Genomic DNA, 19,059 nt, shown 5'->3' with positions numbered 1-19,059 from the left:
GCCGCAAATATATGCTGGCCAGCCTCGACCAGAGTTTGAAGCGGATGGGGCTCGACTATGTCGACATCTTCTATTCGCACCGGTTCGATCCGGAAACGCCGCTGGAGGAAACGATGGGCGCGCTGGATCACGCGGTGCGCTCGGGCAAGGCGCTCTATGCCGGCATCTCCTCCTACAATTCGCAGCGCACGCGCGAGGCGGCCGACATATTGAAGCGGCTCGGCACGCCCTGCCTCATCCACCAGCCGAGCTATTCGATGCTCAACCGCTGGGTCGAGGACGATGGTCTGCTCGACACGCTGGAGGGCCTGGGCATCGGCTCGATCGTGTTCTCGCCGCTGGCGCAGGGCATGCTGACCGACAAATATCTCGGCGGCATCCCGGACGGCAGCCGCGCCAGCCAGGGCAAGTCGCTCAAGCCCGCCTTTATCAACGACCAGTCGATCGCCAACATCAAGGCGCTGAACGCCATTGCCGCGCGACGTGGCCAGACGCTGGCGCAGATGGCGCTGGCCTGGGTGCTGCGCAGGGGCCGCGTGACGACGGCGTTGATCGGCGCCAGCCGGCCGGAACAGGTCGAGGACTGTGTCGGCGCGCTCAAGGTGCTCGAGTTCACCGATGCCGAGCTTGCCGAGATCGACACCTATGCGCGCGAGTCCGACATCAACCTCTGGGCGTCTTCCGCCGAACGTAAGTAGCGTTAGCCGGCGAAGCATTAGATGAATCAAAGTCCCGGAGCCTGCGCCTTCGGAAACAGTGGCAAAAAGGCTCGTTCGTCGCTATCTCAAGGGAAATGAAACCGTTCGCATGCGCAAATCGCCTGCGAATGGCAGTCACCGGATGGTTGGTATGACGGCAAGGGATGCGCTGACGAAGAACCAGATGTGCGTGCTCGAGAAGCTCGAGGCCGCCAGCGGGCCGCTCAGCGCCTACATGCTGCTCGACCAGCTGCGCGAGCGTGGCTTCCGGGCGCCGCTGCAGGTCTATCGCGCACTCGACACGCTGGTGAAGTCCGGCTTCGTGCACCGGCTGGAAAGCCTCAATTCCTTTGTCGCCTGCGCCGAGCCGCATGACCACGGCCATTCGATGACGGCGTTCGCCATTTGCGACAATTGCGGCCAAGTGACCGAGATGTCCGACCACGACATCGATCATAAACTGGACGCATGGGTGCGCTCGACGGGATTTGCCGCGAAAAAGGCGGTGATCGAGTTTCGCGGTGTATGCGCCAAGTGCAGGGCTGAGGCTGCGTAAGACCCTCACTTCGTCATACTAGGGCGGAGCAAGGAGCGAAGCGACGCGCGCAGATCCTAGTATCCATGCCGTGAGATCTACGTGTTGCCGCGGTGCAGAACTCGAGTTCTGCTCCGCCGTGCCTGTCAACTGAGGTTACGGCATGGATCCTCGGGTCAAGCCCGAGGATGACGAAGTCAGGGGCTAATGCGCCTCGTCCCAGTTGTTCGCGGCGCGGGCGTCGACGTGCAACGGCACCGACATCGATACCGCCGGCATCGGCGCGTGTTCCATCACGCGGCGCACGACAGGGATCGTCGCTTCGACTTCCGCCTCCACGGTCTCGAAGATCAGCTCGTCATGCACCTGCAACAGCATGCGGGCCGAAAGCTTCGCCTTCTCCAGCGCTTCTTCCATGTGCACCATGGCGCGGCGGATGATGTCGGCCGCGGTGCCTTGGAGCCTGGCGTTGATCGAGGCGCGCTCGTTGAAGGCGCGGATCGACGGATTCGAAGACCTTATCTCCGGATAATGGATGCGGCGGCCGAAGATGGTTTCGACGAAGCCATGCTCGCGGGCATAGGCCTTGGTTTCCTCGATATAGTCGCGGATGCCGGGGAAGCGCTCGAAATAGCGTTTGATGTAATTGCCGGCTTCCTCGCGCGGGATCGACAGCTGGTTGGCGAGGCCGAAGGCCGAGATGCCGTAGATGATGCCGAAATTGATCGCCTTGGCGCGCCGGCGCACCTCCGAAGGCATGCCCTCGACCGGCACGTTGAACATTTCGGACGCCGTGATGGCGTGGATGTCGGCGCCGTCGGCGAAGGCTTGCTTGAGCTGCGGGATTTCGGCGACGTGCGCCAGCACGCGCAATTCGATCTGGCTGTAGTCGGCCGAGACCAGCTTATAGCCCTTGTCGGCGATGAAGGCGGTCCTGATCTTGCGGCCCTCAGCGGTGCGCACCGGGATGTTCTGCAGATTGGGATCGGAGGACGACAGCCGTCCGGTCGTCGTCGCCGCCAGCGCGTAAGAGGTGTGGACGCGATTGGTACCGGGGTTGATGAAGCCGGGCAGCGCATCGGTGTAAGTCGACTTCAACTTGGTGAGCTGGCGCCAGTCGACGATCTTGCGCGGCAGCTCGTGGCCTTCGGCGGCAAGGTCCTCCAGCAACTGCGCAGAGGTCGACCATTGGCCGGTCTTGGTCTTCGAGCCACCCGGCAGGCCCATCTTGCCGAACAGGATGTCGCCGAGCTGCTTCGGGGAGCCGATGTTGATGCGCTCGCCGACGATTGCGTAAATCTCTTCCTCGACACGGGCGGCGCCTTGCGCCAATTCCCCTGAGAGCCTGGAGAGGATCTGCCGGTCGACCGAGATGCCGCGCTGCTCCATGCGCGCCAGCACAGGCACCAACGGCCGCTCCAGCCGCTCATAGACCGAAACGAGTCCCTTGGCGGCGAGCCTGGGCTTCAGCACCAGCCAAAGCTGCAGCGCCACATCGGCCTGTCCGGCGGCATAGGCCGTCGCCCGCTCGATGTCGACCTGGTCGAAGCCGATGGCGCTCTTGCCCGAGCCGGCGAGATCCTTCTTCGAGGCAGGCGCGTGGCCGAGCCATTTCTCCGACAGCGAGGCCAGGTCATGGCCGCCTGACGTGCCGGCGTCGAGCACATAGGAGACCAGCATCGTGTCGTCGAAGGGGCCTACTTCGATGCCGTGCCGGCTCATCACGACGATGTCGTATTTCATGTCCTGCACGATCTTGAGGACGGACCTGTCCTCCAGCACCGGCTTCAGCAGCGCCAATGCCTCGCGAACCGGGATCTGGTCCGCCAGCAGGCCGCCGCCAAGCAAGTCGCCATTGCCGCTCGTATGGGCCAGCGGCACATAGACGGCGCGACCCGGCGCTATCGCCATGGAAAGGCCGATCAGATCGGCCTGCATCGGATCGGACGAGCTGGTCTCGGCGTCGAAAGCCAGGACGCCGGCTTCCTTCGCTTCGGCGACCCAGGCCTTCAGCGTGGCGGCATCGCGAATCGTGGCATAGGCCGAGGGATCCATCTTGCGGGCCGCCGCCCGCTCCAACCGCAACGCCGAAAGCAGGGAAGGGGTGTCGCCTTGCGGCGGTGCATCCTCGCTTCGTGTCGCCGCCGGCTTTGCAGCACCGTTCGACGAAGGCGGGGCTTGCCTTGGCGTTGCCGGCGCGCCGGCGCCGACATCCGGCCCGTGCGCTGTGTCGGCGCGCTCGATGGTGACAGCCGAAGCCTGGACGTCGCCGATCTCGGTCGCCGTTGCCTCGGCCACGCGGCGGGTCAGCGTGGTGAACTCCATGGTCTTCAGGAAGCCGATGAGCTTCGGTCCATCCGGCGCATGCAGCACCAGATCGTCCAGCCCTTCCTTCAGCTGCACGTCGTTCTTCAACGTCACCAACTCGCGCGAAATGCGCGCCTTGTCGGCATTGGCGATGATCGTTTCGCGCCGCTTCTCCTGCTTGATCTCGGAGGCGCGCGCGAGCAGCCCATCGAGGTCGCCGAACTGTTCCAGGAGCTGCGCCGCGGTCTTCGGACCGATGCCGGGCACGCCCGGCACGTTGTCGACCGAGTCGCCGGTGAGCGCCTGCAGGTCGATCATCTTTTCGGGCGGCACGCCCCATTTCTCGATCACTTCGGGGACGCCGATCTGGCGATCCTTCATCGGGTCGTACATGCCGACCGTCGGGCCGACCAACTGCATCAAATCCTTGTCGGAAGAGACGATGGTGGCGTCGGCGCCGGCCTCCCTGGCCATCCGGCAATAGGTGGCGATGATGTCATCTGCCTCAAAACCCTCCATCTCGATGCAGGGCAGGTTGAATGCCACCGTGGCCTGGCGGATCAGGCCGAATTGCGGGATGAGGTCTTCAGGCGGCGCCGAGCGGTTGGCCTTGTACTCGGGATAGAGCTCGCTGCGGAAGGTCTTGGACGAATAGTCGAAGATGACGGCGAAATGCGTCGGCACAACACCTACATCGGTGTTGCGGGCGTCCTGCATCAGCTTCCACACCATGTTGCAGAAGCCGAGCACGGCGTTGGTCGGCAGGCCGTCGGATTTGCGGTTGAGCGGCGGCAGGGCGTGATAGGCACGGAAAATGTAGCCGGAACCGTCAACAAGGAAGAGGTGATCGCCTTTTTTCATGCCGGCAGGGATAGCGCGGCCAGCCTTCGCGGTCCATGCCAAAGGCTGTGGAAGGCGCGGGTTCCGGCAACGCCCCCTGACAGATCCTGTCCGCCCCCGATCGTGCCGCTCACGGGCATGTTACAAAAGTGTAATTTTCGTGCCCTTGAATCGCCACGTTCAGAGACCCAAATAGCTGTCATCGGCAATTTTCGCCGAAGTCCGGAGCAAGGCCCGTCCCCCGCCTATCCCGGGCAAATTGCGGCAGCCTATCCCCCCTCTCCGGGCTGCCGCATCGTTTCGAGTAAAGACCGCCGTGGTTCCCCCTCCACCACGGCGGTTCTTTTTTGCGCTCCGTCACGCGTTGGGCGGCATAAGTCGGGCGGCTTTCGCTGCTTGGTCCAACGATCACGGCTTTTCGTTTCAGGTCCCGACCTTTAGGGTCGGCGCAAAACGCGAAAGGCCCATCATGTCCAGAATCTCCCCCGTCCTCGACCGTCTCGACCAGAACCTCGACCAGAGCCTGGAGCGGCTTTTCGGCCTGCTGGGCATCAAGTCCATTTCCACCGACCCGGCTTACGCAGCTGAATGCCGCAAGGGCGCCGAATGGCTGGTCGCCGAGCTCAAGCTGATCGGCTTCGACGCCAGCGTGCGCGCCACGCCCGGCCATCCCATGGTCGTTGCGCATCACGAAGGGCCGGCAGGGGCGCCGCACGTGCTTTTCTATGGCCACTACGACGTTCAGCCGGTCGATCCGATCGAATTGTGGGAGACCGACCCGTTTGCGCCGTCGATCAAGGAGACCGAGCCCGGCCGCAAGGTGATCACGGGCCGAGGCTCCGCCGACGACAAGGGACAGCTGATGACTTTCGTCGAGGCATGCCGCGCCTGGAAGCAGGTGCATGGCAACCTGCCATGCCGCGTCACCATCCTGTTCGAGGGCGAGGAAGAGTCCGGCTCGCCGTCGCTGATACCGTTCCTCGAGGCGAACGCGGCAGAACTCAAGGCCGACTTCGCACTTGTATGCGACACCGGCATGTGGAACCGCGAGACGCCTTCGATCTGCGTCTCCCTGCGAGGGATGGTCGGCGAGACAATCACGGTCAAGGCGGCCGACCGCGACCTGCATTCGGGGCTCTATGGCGGCGCGGCCGCCAATCCGATCCGCATCCTCGCCAAGATCCTGGCCGACATGCATGACAAGGACGGCCGTGTGACCATTCCGGGCTTCTACGATGGCGTTGAGGAAACCCCCGCGCAGGTTTTGAAATCGTGGGAAGCCCTGGGCGAGACGGCGGAAACCTTCCTTGGGCCGGTCGGCCTATCTATCCCAGCAGGCGAAAAGGGCCGCTCGGTGCTGGAACTCACCTGGGCGCGGCCGACGGCCGAGTTCAACGGCATCATCGGCGGCTACACAGGCGCAGGGTTCAAAACGGTGATCGCGGCAGAAGCCTCCGCGAAGGTATCCTTCCGCCTTGTCCACAAGCAGGATCCCAAAGCGATACGCGCCGCTTTCGAGGCCTTCGTCAGGGAGCGCATTCCGGCGGATTGCTCGGTCGAATTCCAGCCACGCGGCGGCTCGTCGGCGATCCAGCTTTCATATGACTCGCCGTTCCTGGCCAAGGCGAAGGACGCGCTGTCCGACGAATGGGAGAAGCAGGCCGTGACCACCGGCAGCGGCGGCTCCATTCCAGTGGTAGGCGATTTCCAGACCTATCTCGGCATGGAATCGCTGCTGGTCGGCTTCGGGCTCGACGACGACCGCATCCATTCGCCCAACGAGAAATATGAGCTGACCTCCTTCCACAAGGGCCAGCGCTCCTGGGCGCGCATTCTCGATGCGCTGACCCGCTGAACCAGGCGAAAGGCAAGTTTCTGTTGATTTTTCAGCGGATCGCGGCGAGGACGGGCTTCTAGAGCTTGCAGCGCCGCGTATCCCAGAGGATGCGCCATGCCGCAGACCGCGATCCGGAGAAGAGAATGACCGATATCCGTTTCCATAAGAACGACCTGCCGGACCTGTCCCGCTACAATGTCGCGGCGGTGGCCATCGACACGGAAACGCTAGGCCTCAACCCGCATCGCGACCGGCTCTGCGTGGTGCAGATTTCGCCCGGCGACGGCAGCGCCGACGTCATCCAGATCGCGGCCGGCCAGAAGAAGGCGCCGAACCTCGTCAGCCTGCTGCGGAACCGCGCCATCACCAAGCTGTTCCACTATGGCCGCTTCGACATCGCGGTGCTCTACAATGCTTTCGGCGTCATGGCGGAGCCGGTGTTCTGCACCAAGATCGCGTCGCGACTGACGCGCACCTATACCGATCGGCATGGGTTGAAGGACCTTTGCAACGAACTGCTCGGCATCGGGCTGTCGAAGGCGCAGCAGTCATCGGACTGGGCGGCCGAGACGCTATCGCAGGAGCAGCTCGACTATGCTGCTTCCGACGTGCTCTACCTGCACCAGCTGCGTGACGCGCTTGCCGCGCGATTGGCGCGCGAGGGCCGCACAAAGGAAGCCGATGCCTGCTTCCGCTTCCTGCCGACCCGCGCCAAGCTCGACCTGATGGGCTGGGCGGAGGAAGATATCTTCGCGCACAGCTGAAGGAACCCGGAGCGCCGCAGGGGCGTTTCCGCCAGCCCAGGGAGGGAGAAATGGCAGAACGCAAACCGATAGCGAGCGCGCCCAAGGACGGCTCGAAGGTCACCGTCATGTGGAAGGACGGCGACGGCGTGGTCAACGAGTCCATCGCGCAATATCGCGATGGCGGCTGGTGGGTCTACACCGACAGCAACACGCAGAAGAAGGTCGACCCGACGAGCTGGCGGCCGGCATCTGCCGACGATGACGACCAGCAATGACGTCGCTGGCGCGGCCAACTGCTTTCGCATAGCCTGAAGCCGTTGATATCGAAGGCCGATTCGGGCCGTGCCCGGATTTCGCCGTTTGCCCGGAGGAAGCTGCGTGGGTATCGAAAGTCTTCTCGTCTTCATTATCATCGGCGCCATCGCCGGCTGGCTGGCCGGCCTCATCGTGTCGGGCTTCGGCTTCGGCCTGATCGGCAACATCATCGTCGGCATCATCGGCGCCTTCATCGCCGGATGGCTGTTCCCGAAGCTGGGTTTCGCCATCGGGGGCGGCATCCTGGCCTCCATCATCCACGCCACGCTCGGCGCCATCATCCTTCTGCTGGTCGTCCGGGTTCTGAAGCGAGCGTGAGGCGCGCTCGTAAACAGGGGGCTCAATGCGACAGAACACGCTCTATCTGATCATCGGCGCGCTGATCGTCGTCGTCATAGCTCTTGGTATCTATGTCTACCAAGAGAAGACCAAGCCCAAGGGCGTCGAGCTGAAGATCGACGACAAGGGCATCTCGATCCAGCAGAATTGACGGTTGCCGGCTGACGCCGGCGACCTCGCTCGACAGCGAGGGGTTGCATGATCATCCCCGACGACATCGCGCCCGAGGGGCACGACGATTTCGACATCTCCGTCGAAGACTGGCGCAGGTTGAATGCGGCGCCGAAGTTCAGGCGCCGGCTTCGCAATCGCATCAGGGCTTTTCGCTTCCTGCGCGAGCCGGCCGCGGAAACGCTTATGTTCAACTCCGAGAAGGCGTTCTCGGATGCCGTCATCGCCTCAGTGGCCTTCAACCGGCCGGATGTCATCGAATGGCAGATCCATCTCGTGCGGCGACATGTTGCCGAGAGTAAGGCCTATGTCGTATTCGACAACAGCAGTCGTGAAGATGCCCGGCGGGCGATCCGCGATCTCTGCAAGCGGCGCCACGTTCCTTATGTCGGCTTGCCGAAGAACAGGATGATGGTCAGCGCCTCGCACGGTCTGGCGCTGAACTGGATCGTACGGAACTTCATATCGGCTTTCAGGCCATCGCTGTTCGGCTTTCTCGACCACGACATCTTCCCAACTGCTCCTTTTTCCGTTCGCCGGCAGATGACCGGGAAACTCCTGTACGGCAGGAAGCGGCACGACACGCCAACGCCTGGTGGCTGGTTCCTGTGGCCCGGCTTCAGTTTCTTCGACGGCTGCCTGCCGCTGGGGCAGATGGACTTCTCGCCAAGCTATCGCTTCCACATGGATTCAGGCGGTGGCAACTGGCCTGTGCTCTACCGCTCCATAGACCTGAACAAGGTCAGGTTTGCGGAGACGAGATGGCTTCGCTTCGGTCAAGGTCGCGACGAGTATTCGGATTATTTCCTGTTCCTCGATGGCTGGCTGCATGCCGGCAACGCCTCGCATTGGAAGCAACCGTCTACGGACAGGCGTGAGCAGCTTCTCGCTTTGCTAGGTCGGGCTGGCGGGCCGGACCAGCCGAATGTGAATTTCGAACCGCTTTGAAGCATTTGATTTTCAATCGCTTCGATTTTTCCCCACTTAACGCGCCTTTAAACCGCCGCATCTAGTCTGCAACTCGAGCGCCATCGGCACCGGGGCAGACAAGCAAAGCGCATGGCGAACCGCAGGGACAGTCGCATCGAACCGAGCTTCGAGGGATCGCAGCGCGCGAAATCCTCCGACAGCTTTTCGGTGAGCGAGGAGGATCGCGTCGTGCCGGGAGCCCGCAAATCCGCAGCAAAACGAAAGCAGGCCAAGGTGAAGTCCTCGCGCCGCGGGCGCGATCGCAGCCGACGCGGTTTGCTCGGCATCGCCACCCGCCTGGTCTACTGGTGCTTCGTGCTCTGTATCTGGGGCGGCATCGCGGTGGCGGGCGTCGTCGTCTACTACGGCGCCAAGATGCCGGCGGCCACGACATGGTCGATCCCCGACCGGGCGCCCAACATCAAGATCGTCTCGGTCGATGGCGGGCTGATCGGCAATCGCGGCATGAGCGGTGGCGAGGCGGTCGGCCTGCATGAAATGTCGCCCTATATCCCCGAGGCTGTCGTCGCCATCGAGGACCGCCGCTTCTATTCGCATTTCGGTATCGATCCGATCGGCCTCTCGCGCGCCATGGTCACCAATCTGCTCGGCGGCCATCTTTCGCAGGGCGGCTCGACGCTGACGCAGCAGTTGGCGAAGAACCTTTTCCTGACGCCCGACCGCACGCTGGAGCGCAAGGTGCAGGAAGTGCTGCTGGCGCTTTGGCTGGAGCACAAGCACACCAAGGACCAGATCCTCGAAATGTACCTCAACCGGGTCTATTTCGGCTCCGGCGCCTATGGCGTGGAAGCGGCCTCAAGGCGCTACTTCGGCAAGAGCGCGCGCGACGTGACGCTCTCCGAGGCGGCCCTTCTTGCCGGCCTGGTTAAGGCGCCGTCGCGGCTTTCGCCGGCGCGCGACCCGAAGGCGGCTGAAGAGCGCGCGCAGCTGGTGCTCGCCGCCATGCGCGAGCAAGGCAAGATCAGCGAGAAAGAGTACAAGGTGGCGCTCAGCGCGCCGGCTACGCGCGCGCCGTCCTACTGGACCGGGTCGGAAAACTATGTCGCCGACACCATCATGGGCGAGCTGCCCGACCTGATCGGCGACGTGCGTGGGGACATCGTGGTCGACACGACGGTGGACCTCACGCTGCAGAAGCTCGCCGAGCAATCGATCCGCCGGCTGATCGACGAGAGCGGCAAGAAGCTCAATGTTTCGCAGGGCGTGCTGGTGTCGATCGACGATTCCGGTGCCGTGCGCGCCATGGTCGGCGGCTATGATTATTCGACCAGCCAGTTCGACCGTGCCTCGGAAGCGCGCCGCCAGCCTGGATCGGCCTTCAAGCCGTTCGTCTACATGGCCGCGCTCGAAGCTGGCCGCACGCCGGACTCGGTGCGAAACGACGCGCCGATCAAGATCGGTAAATGGACGCCGGACAATTATGGCGGCAAGTACTATGGCAAGGTGACGCTGGCGACGGCGCTGGCCAAGTCGCTGAATTCGGTTGCGGCGCAGCTCACCATGGAGGTCGGGCCTGACGCGGTGGTCGAGGCCGCGCACCGCATGGGCATCCAGTCCGACCTGCAGGCAAACACCTCGATCGCGCTCGGCACCTCGGAAGTGACGCCGCTGGAGCTGACCGCCGCCTATGTGCCGTTCGCCAATGGCGGCTACAAGCCGGACGTCCATTTCATCCGCCGCATCACCACGGCCAACGGCAAGGTGCTCTACGAGAACAATGGCGGCAGCGCGCCGCGCGTCCTCAAGGCGGACATCGTCGGCATGATGAATTCGATGATGACCGGCACCGTCGAGATCGGCACCGCCAAGAAGGCGGCGTTCAACTGGCCATCGGCCGGCAAGACCGGCACCAGCCAGAATTCGCGCGATGCCTGGTTCGTCGGCTACACCGCCAATCTCACCACCGGCGTGTGGTTCGGCAACGACGATGGCAGCCCGATGAAGAAGGTCACCGGCGGTGCCTTGCCGGCGCAGGCCTGGCACGAATTCATGGTGGCGGCTCATGAAGGCGTGCCCGTCCGGCCGCTGCCCGGCACCTGGAAGTCAACGCCGTCCGATACGGTCGTGCCGGACGAGATCCCATCGGCCGACGCTTCGCAGCCGGCGCCCACGCCGCCTGCCGCCGTCGGCCAGTCTCAGCCCGCACCGGTCGCGCAGGCGCCGGCACCGGTGCGCCAGATACGGACGACGAAACCGGCCGAAACCGTGGACGCCGGCGGCTTCGGCATGCCGAGCGACAATGGCGAGACCGCGTCGATCAAGCATCCGGTGCCGCCCGGCGAGGTCGGCGGCCCGACAAAGAAGCGCAACACGTCGATCCTCGACATCCTCGGCGGGGGCTAAAATCACATCCCGATGGCATTGGAATGGGATTATAGCCTTTTAGCTGGACCATGATCTTTTCCGGAAACCGGTGTCCACTTTCCGGGATCATGGTTTGGGCGGCAACTCGCCTCTCGCCATGGCAAGCGCCTTCGGCTACATGTCCGGCCCGGAGATCAAGCCATGGCCGAAACCGACACCAGAAAAACCATCGTGCTCACCGGCGCCAGCCGGGGCATCGGCCATGCGACGGTGAAACGCTTCTCGCGTGAAGGCTGGCGCGTCATCACCTGCTCGCGCCAGGCTTTCGCCGAGGACTGCCCGTGGCCGGCAGGGCCCGAGGATCACATCAAGGTCGATCTCGCCGACCAGGAAGATGTCGGCATCGCCGTCTCGGAAATCCGTCATCGGCTTGAGGCGCATGGCGGCCAGTTGCATGCACTCGTCAACAATGCCGGCATCTCGCCGAAGCTCAAGGACGGCAGTCGCATGAACTCGATCGACACGCCGATGCATGTCTGGCGCGACGTGTTCCAGGTCAATTTCTTCGCGCCGATCATGCTGGCGAGGGGCCTGTTCAAGGAACTCGCCGCCGCCAAGGGCTCGATCGTCAACGTCACCTCGATCGCCGGCAGCCGGGTGCATCCCTTCGCCGGGACCGCCTATGCGACGTCGAAGGCGGCGCTCGGTTCGCTGACGCGCGAGATGGCGCATGATTTCGGTCCGCACGGCATCCGCGTCAACGCGATCGCTCCGGGCGAGATCGACACGGCGATCCTGTCGCCCGGCACCGACAAAATCGTCGAGACGATCCCGCTGAGAAGGCTGGGCGCGACATCGGAAGTCGCCGATATCATCTACTTCCTGTGCTCCGGCCAGTCATCCTACGTCACCGGCTCGGAAATCCACATCAATGGCGGCCAGCACGTCTAACTTCAGGCCATGGTGAGGACAGCCTTGCCGCTGAAGCTGCGCTGTCGCAGCGCTTCCAGGGCCTGGGCGATTTCCATCCACGACGCGGTCAAGGCCACGCGAGTTTCCAGTCGGCCAGCCGCAACAAGTGAGAGCAGCGAGGCGAGATCCGCGCCAATGCCCGCGCCTGATGTATAATAGGCAAAGGTCTGCAGCCTTGCCCCCTCATGACCCGGGACGAACTGACGGAAGCCCACCGGCGTCAGCTCGCCGCTGCTCGAACCGAACATGACGATGGTCCCGCCCGGCGCGACGCGTTCGATCGCGTGGGTGAGGCTTGCGCCGCCGACCGACTCGGTGATCAGCGAAAACAGACCGATGGCCTGCTCGATCGAATCGACGGCCTGCCCGGCGCCCAACTGGCGAAGATCGTCGTGGTGCCGAGCCCCGGCGACCGCTGTCACCAAGGCGCCTTGCTCGCGGGCGATCTGGATCTGAAAACGGCCAACCGCCCCGCTTGCGCCGGTGATGAGAACCTTCTGGCCGGCGAGGTCGCCGCCATGGCGCAAGGTCCTCAACGCCGTCGTGCCCGCGACCGGAAGCGTGGCCGCCGATGCGAAGCCGACCTCGTCCGGCACGATGGCCAACCGGTCAGTCGATACCGCGACGCGCTCGGCCCAGCCGGCCTCGTCGACCAGGGCCACGACGCGGTTGCCGACGGCAGGCCCCGAGCCATCGGCTGCCGCTTGCTCCACGATGCCGACGATGTCCTGGCCCGGGATCCAGCCGTCGGGACGTATGGCGAGCAATCGCAACTCACCACGGTTCAGCGATGTTGCATGAACGGCCACCACAGCTTCATTCGGACCAGGGCATGGCTCATCGATTTCGGTGAACTTCAACCTGTTGGGGCTGTCGGACGAGATAGCGAGTGCGCGCATGGGCCACCTGTGGAATTGGTCATGGGGAAGCCGCGGTCGACTGCGGATTAGAGATCAAGCTTATCGACTTCCGGTGGCGAGAAATTTAGATATATTGCCAGATGATCGCTGAAAGCAGTCTTCGATGAGACAACCCCTTCGCTGGCCCTGGTTGGATTTCGATGTCGATGACGTGCTCGCGCCGGCAATCGCCGTCCGCGTCGATGTCACGGAGACCAGGGCTGAGGTGCGCGAGCATTGGCATCGCAAAGCGCAACTTGTCTTTGCGCTCGGCGGCGGGGTCACCTGTCGCGTTCCAGGCGGACTGTGGATGGTGCCGCCACATTGCGGCGTGTGGATCCCCGGGCGGATGGAGCACAGCAACATCGCGACGGCCAATGCGCGGATTTTCTTCGTCTACATCGAGCCCGGCGCGGCCGATCTGCCGGACCGATGCTGCACGCTGTCGATCTCGCCATTGCTGCGCGAGCTTATCGTCGAGCTGTCGGACTGCGCGCCGGACGACGCGAGGGGCGATTTCCTGGGAAGGGTCCTGCTTGCCGAATTGCCGCGCATGCCCATTCAGCAACTACACCTGCCGATCTCGGCCGAGCCGCGCTTGCGGCGGATCGCCGAGGCATTGGCGGACGAGCCGGCCGATCGCAGCACGCTGGCGGAATGGGCAAAGCGCGTGGCGCTCAGCGAAAGCAGCCTGGCGCGCCTCGTGGTGCAGGAGACAGGACTGACGTTCGGGCGCTGGCGCCAGCAATTGCACCTGATCGTGGCGCTGCGGGAATTGGCCTCGGGCGCCAGCGTGCAGCGGGTGTCGGGCGATCTCGGCTACGAATCCGTCACCGCCTTCATCACTATGTTCAAGAAAGCGCTGGGCAAGCCGCCGGCGAAATATCTCAATGATATGCAGGCCGGCGGCTCAGGCTTCGTAGCCTGATACGCATCAAGCGGGCTGTGGCTTCATCGCCATGGCCGGCTCGGCCGGAACGGCGGCCTTGCCTGTCACCACCTCGACGATGCCGCGCGCGATCTCGCGCTCGCCCATGATCACGGTGTCGGCTCCAAGCCCCATCAGATGCTCGACCTCGGCATCTGAATGGGCGCGGGCAACGACATTGATCGTGGGGTTGGCGGCACGGGCCCGAAGCACGATCTGACCGGCTTCGAAGGCATTGGGAATGGCAAGGATCAGCCGCTTAGCGCCTTCCGGATTGGCGGCCGCGAACACCTCCGCATTGGCTGCGTTGCCGGCGACGGTCTCGATGCCGGCGGCCTTCAGTTTCGCAAGGGTCTTGTCGGCATCCTCGATGACCAGGAAGGGCAGGGCAGCTTCCTTCAGCGCCGCGCCGACGAGGCTGCCGACGCGCCCGTAGCCGATCAGAATCGAATGCCCGGCGAGCGTTGTCCGCGGCGGCGGTCCATCTTCCCTCTCCTTTTCCGGAGCAGCGGCCACCGAGGCGACCTGGCCGGGCTCGGTCGCCGGTCCGATCGGTCTCGCCTCCTCCGGCGCGGCGGCCTTGCCGGCGCGCCTTTCCAGCCACGGCTTCATCCAGTCGACGATGAGGAACATCAGCGGATTGAGCAGGATCGACAGTATGGCGCCGGCAAGGATCAGGTCGCGACCCTGTTCCGGTAGCAGCTTCAGCCCGACGCCAAGCTCGGCCAGGATGAAGGAGAATTCGCCGATCTGGGCGAGGCTGGCCGAAATCATCAAAGCGGTTGCGATCGGGTAGCGGAAGACGACCACGATGATGAAGGCGGCAATCGACTTGCCGATGACGATGATGGCCAAAGTGGCCAGGATCGGCAGGCCGTTGCTGATCAGGCTGAACGGGTCGAACAGCATGCCGACCGAGACGAAGAACAGCACGGAGAAGGCATCGCGCAGCGGCAGCGATTCTTCCGCCGCGCGGTGACTGAGCTCGGATTCGCTCATGATCATGCCGGCGAAGAAGGCGCCGAGCGCGAGCGAGACGCCGAATAGTTTGGCCGCGCCGAAGGCGACGCCGAGCGCAATCGCCAGCACCGAAAGCCGGAACAGCTCGCGCGAGCCGGTATGGGCGACGTAATGCAGGATCCACGGGATGACCCTGCGGCCGACGACCAGCATGACAACAACGAAGGCAACGACCTTGGCCAACGTCATACCGACCACGCCCCATATGCCGTAGCTGGCGGGGAGCGTGAGAAGGCTCGCATGGTCGTCGACCGGGGACTGGCCGCCAAGCACGCCGGCGAGCGCCGGCAGCAGCACCAGCGCCAGCACCATGGCCAGATCCTCGACGATCAGCCAGCCGACGGCGATGCGGCCGCGCTCGGTCTCGATCAACCGCCGTTCCTGCAGGGCGCGCAGCAGCACCACCGTGGAGGCGACGGACAGCGCCAGGCCGAACACCAGGCCGGCGCCCAGCGACCAGCCGAGCAACCAGGCAAGCCCGACGCCAAGCAGCGTGGCAAAGCCGATCTGCACTACCGCGCCGGGCACCGCGATCGCGCGGACCGACAGGAGATCCTTGAGCGAAAAGTGCAAGCCGACGCCGAACATCAGCAGGATGACGCCGATTTCGGCAAGCTCGTTGGCAAGGCTGGCGTCGGCGACGAAGCCCGGCGTGTTCGGCCCGACCAGGACACCGGCCACCAGATAGCCGACGAGCGGCGGTATGCGGAAACGGTTGGCTAAAGCCCCGAAGACGAAAGCAAGCCCCAGACCGGCGACGATGGTGGCGATAAGGGGCGTGTCATGCGGCATTGTCTATGGAGCGCCTTTCGTAAACCGTGATGTCGGATGAGCGCCGCCCTAGGCCGCCGCCTTTCGCAATATGGTGGAGAGCACCGCGATGATGCAACCGCCGCGGCGCAGAAATCGACGCCGTGGGCCGGCGCCTGGCAAAAAACACGTCGCCGCCGGTGTCCCGGCAGCAGCGTCTATCGCTCAACTCTCGACGGCTTGGCCTGTCGATGGCTTATGCCGCTTGAAGCAAGTTCTCGATATCGAAGATCGTATGGTTGGTCAGCGTCTTCGGGATTTCCGCTTGCACTTTCTCGCTGACCTCCTTGTGCAGCTTCTGCCGCATCTCGCCCAGGACCTGCGGCGGGGCGATCAGCACGACCTCGTCGAACTCACGCCGGTGCGCGAGCTTGTAAAGCCGCTCGGCAATATCGTCGGCAAAGCGTTCCTTACCGAGGCTGTGCCAGTCTGTGTCTTCAATCGCACTGCGGGGACCTTCGCTGTATCGGCCCGGTTTGTCGCTACCCTGCTCGCGGGTGGGAGGGTTCTCCTGCTCCATCTCGTGCACCACCTGAAGATTCGGGAACTTGCTATCGCCCGCATTGCGGAGGAAAAGCGCCTCTTCGCCATCGGCCACGATGACCCAAAGGCCATGTTTCAGCTTGATACTCATGCGCTCCTCCTTGCTTGCGGGCTCCGCCGATCGACAGACGGATCGTTAGCCAAACGTGGCGCGCGCCATGATTGTTCCGGCCGATGACGGCACTCGATCACCTTCCGCGAAGGCACGCCAAGGGCGAGGCAATGAGGCGTGCCTTTAATCTACTAACTTAGTAGAATTTAGAAAAAACTGTTTTGCCGTTCACGAGGCATCGCGCTAAAAATCACAACATATCAGGACGGTTTTCCCGGTTGCCTTACCGCCAGAAGCTCCCGATTAGAATTTTTTTCTCTTGCCTTTTGCAGTTGCGAAAAAGCGATTGCCTGCCTCCAAGGCGTGCGCGAGTGCGTGCCTTCTGCATTTTGGCTGGCCCGCATAAAACTGCCAGACTGTTCCTCTATTGCGTATCGACATGTCGCCAGCCAACCTCAAGCTCAATGCCTTTCCCGTCTTCCTGCGGGTCGAGGGCGAAGCCGTGGCCATCGTCGGCAATGGTGGGGAAGCGCTCGCCAAGGCGCGGCTGCTTTCACAGTCGAGCGCGGTGCTGCGCATCATCGCCGATGATGCCGAGGCTGAACTCCGGGATTTCATCGCGACCACGGGCGCCGTTCATGTCGATGCCGCCTATGATGCCGTCCATCTTGAAGGGGCGGCCATGGCGTTTGCCGCCAGCGGCGACGAGTCGCTCGACCGTAGAGTCGTCGAGGATGCGCGCCGGCTGGGCATTCCAGTCAACGCCGTGGACAGGCCCGAACTCTGCGATTTCTTCACCCCGGCGCTCGTCAACCGGGCGCCGGTCGCGATCGCCATCGGCACGGAGGGCGCCGGTCCGGTCCTGGCGCAGATGCTGCGTGTCCGCATAGACCGCATGCTGTCGCCGTCGCTCGGCCGGCTGGCGGCGCTCGCCGCTTCGTTCCGCGCGGCTGCCGAGCGCCTGCCGAAGGGCAACCGCCGCCGGCGCTTCTGGAGCGACTTCTTCGCCGGCGCGCCGGCGAAGGCCATCGAGGCCGGCGCGTTTGCCGAGGCGCGGGACGCCGCTATCGATCTCCTGGCCTCCGACAAACCCGCTGAGGGCCGCATCGCGCTTGTCGGCGCAGGTCCGGGCGCGGAGGACCTGCTGACGCTGCGCGCGCACCGCCTGCTCATGGAGGCTGACGCGATCGTCTATGACGCGCTGGTGCCGGAGGCCATCGTCGCCATGGGCCGCCGCGATGCCGAGCGCCTGCCCGTCGGCAAGCGCAAGGGCTGCCATTCCAAGAGCCAGGAAGAGATCAACGCGCTGCTCATCGAACTTGGCCGCTCGGGCAAGCGCGTGGTGCGGTTGAAATCAGGCGATCCGCTGGTGTTCGGCCGCGCCGGCGAGGAAATGGCAGCTTTGCGCGATGCGGGCATCGCCTATGAGGTGGTTCCGGGCGTCACCGCCGCCTTCGCAGCCGCCGCCGATTTCGAGCTGCCGCTGACGCTGCGCGGCGTGTCCTCCTCCATGGTGTTCACCACCGGCCACGACCTCAAGGGCAACTCGCTGCCCGACTGGGCGAAGCTCGCCATCTCGGGCGCGACGGTTGCGGTCTATATGGGGCGCTCGGTGGCTGCCGAAGTCGCCGGCCGCCTGATCGAAGCGGGGTTGTCGCCCGATACTGCCGTCGCCGTCGTCGAGAATGCCAGCCTCGGCACGCGGCGACGTTTCCACGGCACGCTTGCCGACCTGCCGTCGCTGGAAGGGCGCGCCGACCTGACCGGTCCGGTAATGACCATCATCGGGGATGCCGTCGCCGGCGCCAATTTTGAACGATCCGAGCCGCTCGCGGCGCGTAAGTGTGAAGAAACGGCCCCCGTGGCCGAAGGAGTCCAGCAATGAAGGTTTTGACCGCGAACAGGCTCTCCGACGGCATCGCCGTCTGGTACGCCGATGGCGGCTGGGCGGGGACGGTCGGCCATGCCGACATCGCGCATGACAAGGCAGCGGAGGACCGGCTCGAAGCGATCGGCGCCGCGGCCGCCGCCAACAATGAAGTCCTGGACGTCAACGTGATCGACGTCACGATTGTCGATGGTCTGGTGGAGCCGGTTCGGTTGCGCGAGAAGATCCGTGCCGCCGGCCCAACCATCCACCCCGATCTCGGCAAGCAAGCGGCACGGGCGGCTTAAACCCAAGGTAGGTAACGGGCGGACGCGCCCTGAAAGACGAAGCATGTACCGTTACGACGAGTTCGACCACGATTTCGTTCAGGCCCGAGTCGCCCAGTTCAGCGACCAGGTCCAGCGCCGGCTTGCGGGCGAGATCACTGAGGACCAGTTCCGGCCGCTCAGGCTGATGAACGGCGTCTACCTGCAGCTCCATGCCTATATGCTGCGCATCGCCGTGCCCTATGGCACGCTGAACAGCCGGCAATTGCGCATGCTCGGCCATATCGCGCGCAAATATGACAAGGGCTACGGCCATTTCACCACGCGCCAGAACCTGCAGTTCCACTGGCCGGCGCTCGCCGACGTTCCGGCGATCCTCGCCGATCTCGCCAGCGTTGAGATGCATTGCATCCAGACCAGCGGCAATTGCATCCGCAACGTCACCGCGGACCATTTTGCCGGGGCGGCGGCTGACGAGGTCGCCGATCCGCGGCCCTATGCGGAAATCCTGCGGCAGTGGTCCTCGGTCCATCCGGAATTTTCCTACCTGCCGCGCAAGTTCAAGATCGCGGTGACGGGCGCCGAGCGCGACCGGGCCG

At 64.1% G+C, this 19,059-nt stretch carries 18 protein-coding genes; 14 read left to right on the top strand and 4 right to left on the bottom strand.

Annotated elements, in window-relative coordinates; genetic code table 11:
• Both Q0L57_RS22505 and Q0L57_RS22500 read left to right on the top strand, forming a co-directional pair.
• A partial coding sequence (locus Q0L57_RS22505) for an aldo/keto reductase (RefSeq protein ID WP_296745246.1) occupies positions 1–698 on the top strand: 698 nt, incomplete at its 5' end.
• A gap of 151 nt (positions 699–849) precedes the next feature.
• Positions 850–1,254 carry a Fur family transcriptional regulator gene (locus Q0L57_RS22500; RefSeq protein WP_296745245.1) on the top strand — a complete coding sequence of 135 codons (405 nt, stop codon included), beginning with the start codon at positions 850–852 and terminating at the stop codon, positions 1,252–1,254.
• Between the two features lie 183 nt (positions 1,255–1,437).
• On the opposite strand, the gene polA is transcribed toward Q0L57_RS22500, so the two are convergent.
• Positions 1,438–4,401, bottom strand: coding sequence for a DNA polymerase I (gene polA, locus Q0L57_RS22495; RefSeq protein ID WP_296745244.1), 2,964 nt, complete (start codon positions 4,399–4,401; stop codon positions 1,438–1,440).
• Positions 4,402–4,849: 448 nt separating this feature from the next.
• Here polA and Q0L57_RS22490 point away from each other — a divergent pair, with 448 nt between their 5' ends.
• The 8 genes from Q0L57_RS22490 to Q0L57_RS22455 all read left to right on the top strand — a co-directional run bounded on the left by Q0L57_RS22490 (position 4,850) and on the right by Q0L57_RS22455 (position 12,033).
• Positions 4,850–6,235, top strand: coding sequence for a M20/M25/M40 family metallo-hydrolase (locus Q0L57_RS22490; protein WP_296745243.1), 1,386 nt, complete (start codon positions 4,850–4,852; stop codon positions 6,233–6,235).
• A 125-nt stretch (positions 6,236–6,360) separates the two neighbouring features.
• The gene (locus tag Q0L57_RS22485) at positions 6,361–6,981 is read left to right on the top strand and encodes a ribonuclease D (protein ID WP_296745242.1); all 621 of its coding nucleotides are present in this window, start codon (positions 6,361–6,363) and stop codon (positions 6,979–6,981) included.
• Positions 6,982–7,031: 50 nt separating this feature from the next.
• The gene (locus Q0L57_RS22480) at positions 7,032–7,238 is read left to right on the top strand and encodes a hypothetical protein (protein ID WP_296745241.1); all 207 of its coding nucleotides are present in this window, start codon (positions 7,032–7,034) and stop codon (positions 7,236–7,238) included.
• A gap of 103 nt (positions 7,239–7,341) precedes the next feature.
• Positions 7,342–7,596: a GlsB/YeaQ/YmgE family stress response membrane protein gene (locus Q0L57_RS22475; protein ID WP_296745240.1), complete on the top strand. Its 255-nt coding sequence runs from the start codon at positions 7,342–7,344 to the stop codon at positions 7,594–7,596.
• Positions 7,597–7,621: 25 nt separating this feature from the next.
• Positions 7,622–7,768 (top strand): hypothetical protein, encoded by a 147-nt coding sequence (locus Q0L57_RS22470; protein WP_296745239.1) that lies wholly within the window; start codon positions 7,622–7,624, stop codon positions 7,766–7,768.
• 47 nt (positions 7,769–7,815) lie between these two features.
• Complete coding sequence (locus Q0L57_RS22465) at positions 7,816–8,736, top strand: hypothetical protein (RefSeq protein WP_296745238.1); 921 nt, start codon at positions 7,816–7,818, stop codon at positions 8,734–8,736.
• A 111-nt stretch (positions 8,737–8,847) separates the two neighbouring features.
• Positions 8,848–11,121, top strand: a complete 2,274-nt coding sequence (locus Q0L57_RS22460; RefSeq protein WP_296745237.1) for a transglycosylase domain-containing protein — start codon at positions 8,848–8,850, stop codon at positions 11,119–11,121.
• Between the two features lie 162 nt (positions 11,122–11,283).
• On the top strand, positions 11,284–12,033 hold the full coding sequence (locus Q0L57_RS22455) for an SDR family oxidoreductase (protein ID WP_296745236.1): 750 nt from the start codon (positions 11,284–11,286) through the stop codon (positions 12,031–12,033).
• Positions 12,034–12,035: 2 nt separating this feature from the next.
• On the opposite strand, the gene Q0L57_RS22450 is transcribed toward Q0L57_RS22455, so the two are convergent.
• Positions 12,036–12,953, bottom strand: a complete 918-nt coding sequence (locus Q0L57_RS22450; protein ID WP_296745235.1) for a zinc-binding dehydrogenase — start codon at positions 12,951–12,953, stop codon at positions 12,036–12,038.
• 124 nt (positions 12,954–13,077) lie between these two features.
• Between Q0L57_RS22450 and Q0L57_RS22445 the strand changes: the two genes are divergently transcribed.
• Complete coding sequence (locus Q0L57_RS22445) at positions 13,078–13,881, top strand: helix-turn-helix transcriptional regulator (protein ID WP_296745234.1); 804 nt, start codon at positions 13,078–13,080, stop codon at positions 13,879–13,881.
• 6 nt (positions 13,882–13,887) lie between these two features.
• On the opposite strand, the gene Q0L57_RS22440 is transcribed toward Q0L57_RS22445, so the two are convergent.
• Both Q0L57_RS22440 and Q0L57_RS22435 read right to left on the bottom strand, forming a co-directional pair.
• The gene (locus Q0L57_RS22440) at positions 13,888–15,693 is read right to left on the bottom strand and encodes a cation:proton antiporter (RefSeq protein ID WP_296745233.1); all 1,806 of its coding nucleotides are present in this window, start codon (positions 15,691–15,693) and stop codon (positions 13,888–13,890) included.
• A 214-nt stretch (positions 15,694–15,907) separates the two neighbouring features.
• A complete protein-coding gene (locus Q0L57_RS22435; protein WP_296745232.1) occupies positions 15,908–16,345 on the bottom strand; it encodes a host attachment family protein in 438 nt (145 codons plus the stop codon).
• Positions 16,346–16,745: 400 nt separating this feature from the next.
• Between Q0L57_RS22435 and cysG the strand changes: the two genes are divergently transcribed.
• The 3 genes from cysG to Q0L57_RS22420 form a co-directional block, all read left to right on the top strand.
• Positions 16,746–18,191, top strand: a complete 1,446-nt coding sequence (gene cysG / locus Q0L57_RS22430; RefSeq protein ID WP_296745231.1) for a siroheme synthase CysG — start codon at positions 16,746–16,748, stop codon at positions 18,189–18,191.
• On the top strand, positions 18,188–18,481 hold the full coding sequence (locus Q0L57_RS22425; RefSeq protein WP_296745230.1) for a DUF2849 domain-containing protein: 294 nt from the start codon (positions 18,188–18,190) through the stop codon (positions 18,479–18,481). Before cysG ends, Q0L57_RS22425 begins: the two co-directional genes overlap by 4 nt.
• A 43-nt stretch (positions 18,482–18,524) precedes the next feature.
• Positions 18,525–19,059, top strand: a 535-nt coding sequence (locus tag Q0L57_RS22420) for a nitrite/sulfite reductase (RefSeq protein ID WP_296745229.1), incomplete at its 3' end; no start/stop codon positions are given.

Source organism: Mesorhizobium sp. (genome assembly GCF_024509055.1).
In the GTDB taxonomy this organism is placed as follows: Bacteria; Pseudomonadota; Alphaproteobacteria; order Rhizobiales; family Rhizobiaceae; genus Mesorhizobium.
The sequence above is the reverse complement of the archived record's forward strand: the minus strand, read 5'-3'. Positions and strand labels throughout refer to the sequence as shown.

What these genes read in the sequence shown, in the direction of transcription:
- Q0L57_RS22500 (WP_296745245.1), top strand. Translation starts at nt 850, where the DNA reads ATGACGGCAAGGGATGCGCTGACGAAGAACCAGATGTGCGTGCTCGAG.
- polA (WP_296745244.1), bottom strand. Translation starts at nt 4,401, where the DNA reads ATGAAAAAAGGCGATCACCTCTTCCTTGTTGACGGTTCCGGCTACATT.
- Q0L57_RS22490 (WP_296745243.1), top strand. Translation starts at nt 4,850, where the DNA reads ATGTCCAGAATCTCCCCCGTCCTCGACCGTCTCGACCAGAACCTCGAC.
- Q0L57_RS22485 (WP_296745242.1), top strand. Translation starts at nt 6,361, where the DNA reads ATGACCGATATCCGTTTCCATAAGAACGACCTGCCGGACCTGTCCCGC.
- Q0L57_RS22480 (WP_296745241.1), top strand. Translation starts at nt 7,032, where the DNA reads ATGGCAGAACGCAAACCGATAGCGAGCGCGCCCAAGGACGGCTCGAAG.
- Q0L57_RS22470 (WP_296745239.1), top strand. Translation starts at nt 7,622, where the DNA reads ATGCGACAGAACACGCTCTATCTGATCATCGGCGCGCTGATCGTCGTC.
- Q0L57_RS22465 (WP_296745238.1), top strand. Translation starts at nt 7,816, where the DNA reads ATGATCATCCCCGACGACATCGCGCCCGAGGGGCACGACGATTTCGAC.
- Q0L57_RS22460 (WP_296745237.1), top strand. Translation starts at nt 8,848, where the DNA reads ATGGCGAACCGCAGGGACAGTCGCATCGAACCGAGCTTCGAGGGATCG.
- Q0L57_RS22455 (WP_296745236.1), top strand. Translation starts at nt 11,284, where the DNA reads ATGGCCGAAACCGACACCAGAAAAACCATCGTGCTCACCGGCGCCAGC.
- Q0L57_RS22450 (WP_296745235.1), bottom strand. Translation starts at nt 12,953, where the DNA reads ATGCGCGCACTCGCTATCTCGTCCGACAGCCCCAACAGGTTGAAGTTC.
- Q0L57_RS22445 (WP_296745234.1), top strand. Translation starts at nt 13,078, where the DNA reads ATGAGACAACCCCTTCGCTGGCCCTGGTTGGATTTCGATGTCGATGAC.
- Q0L57_RS22440 (WP_296745233.1), bottom strand. Translation starts at nt 15,693, where the DNA reads ATGCCGCATGACACGCCCCTTATCGCCACCATCGTCGCCGGTCTGGGG.
- Q0L57_RS22435 (WP_296745232.1), bottom strand. Translation starts at nt 16,345, where the DNA reads ATGAGTATCAAGCTGAAACATGGCCTTTGGGTCATCGTGGCCGATGGC.
- cysG (WP_296745231.1), top strand. Translation starts at nt 16,746, where the DNA reads ATGTCGCCAGCCAACCTCAAGCTCAATGCCTTTCCCGTCTTCCTGCGG.
- Q0L57_RS22425 (WP_296745230.1), top strand. Translation starts at nt 18,188, where the DNA reads ATGAAGGTTTTGACCGCGAACAGGCTCTCCGACGGCATCGCCGTCTGG.